The sequence below is a fragment of the Anabaena sp. WFMT genome (assembly GCF_051781005.1).
Taxonomy (GTDB): Bacteria; Cyanobacteriota; Cyanobacteriia; order Cyanobacteriales; family Nostocaceae; genus Anabaena.
Genome location: NZ_JBPWOA010000042.1, coordinates 1 through 1084, shown reverse-complemented (window position 1 = coordinate 1084; position 1084 = coordinate 1). Strand labels below are relative to the sequence as shown.

Below are 1084 nucleotides of genomic sequence, written 5' to 3'. Positions count from 1 at the left end.
ACGTGAGTTCGACAGTGATCAAAAGGTGGAAAGCTTGTTCAGAGAGGATTTGAGAAACTCCAGAGAAAAATCACTAAGATTTATGGAGAAGAGGTGAAAAAATCATAAAAAAACACCGAGACTAAAAATATCAAAGAAAATAGGGAGTCTCGGCTATGTCTACCATCATATCTCACCTTGATATTACGCAAATATTTTGTGATGTAGATGATTTCTGTAACCAATGGGAAAACTTGTGGCAGCAAGTACCACAATTGCCATCCACAAAGGGAGAAAGGCGCAGCTAATCAAGAATGCACCTATCAGAAGTGATGACAATAGTCATTGCTTTTCATGGCAGTGGTTATAGAACCTTTAAGGAATTTTATACCTTGCAGGTACTTCCAGGATGGCGTGGGGCATTTCCGAATTTAGTCAGCTACACAAGATTTGTGGAATTGATGCCTTGGTGTCTAATGTTATTGTGCTGTTTTTTGCATACACGAACCTGAGAAATTACAGGGATTAGTTTTATAGATTCCACACCAATCAATGTTTGCCATAATTGTCATGCCCATACACATAAAGTATTTAAAGGGTTGGTCAAATGGGGTAAAAATTTCGTGGGTTGGCATAACGGAAGTAAACTTCATTTGATTATTAATGACCGAGGAGAACTGCTGGCATTTAAGTTAACTCCTGCCAATGTAGATGACCGCAAACCAGTTCCAGAGATGACTCAAGATTTAATTGGTAAACTTTTTGGGGATAGAGGATATGTTTCCCAAAAATTATTTGAGGAGTTATATGAGCGAGGATTAGAGTTAATTACAAAATCCAAAAAGAACATGAAAAATCGCTTAGTCAAATTGATTGATAAAATTTTATTACGCAAACGAGCCGTTATCGAATCTGTAAATGACTACCTCAAAAATATCTGTCAAATAGAACACTCCCGTCATCGTAGTCCATTGAACTTTTTGGTGAATTTGATAGCGGGTTTGGCTGCTTATACCTATTTACCTAAAAAACCTTCTATTGATATTTACCCAAAAGACTTACCATCTCTACCTCCTGCCATTTTTTAGCTCCGTCGAACTCACGT

Annotated in this window: 1 pseudogene; it reads left to right on the top strand. The window is 37.4% G+C overall.

The window, feature by feature from the left end:
• Window positions 1–155 precede the first annotated feature (155 nt).
• Window positions 156–1067, top strand: a pseudogene (locus ACSQ6I_RS24640) (IS982 family transposase).
• Window positions 1068–1084: the final 17 nt, after the last annotated feature.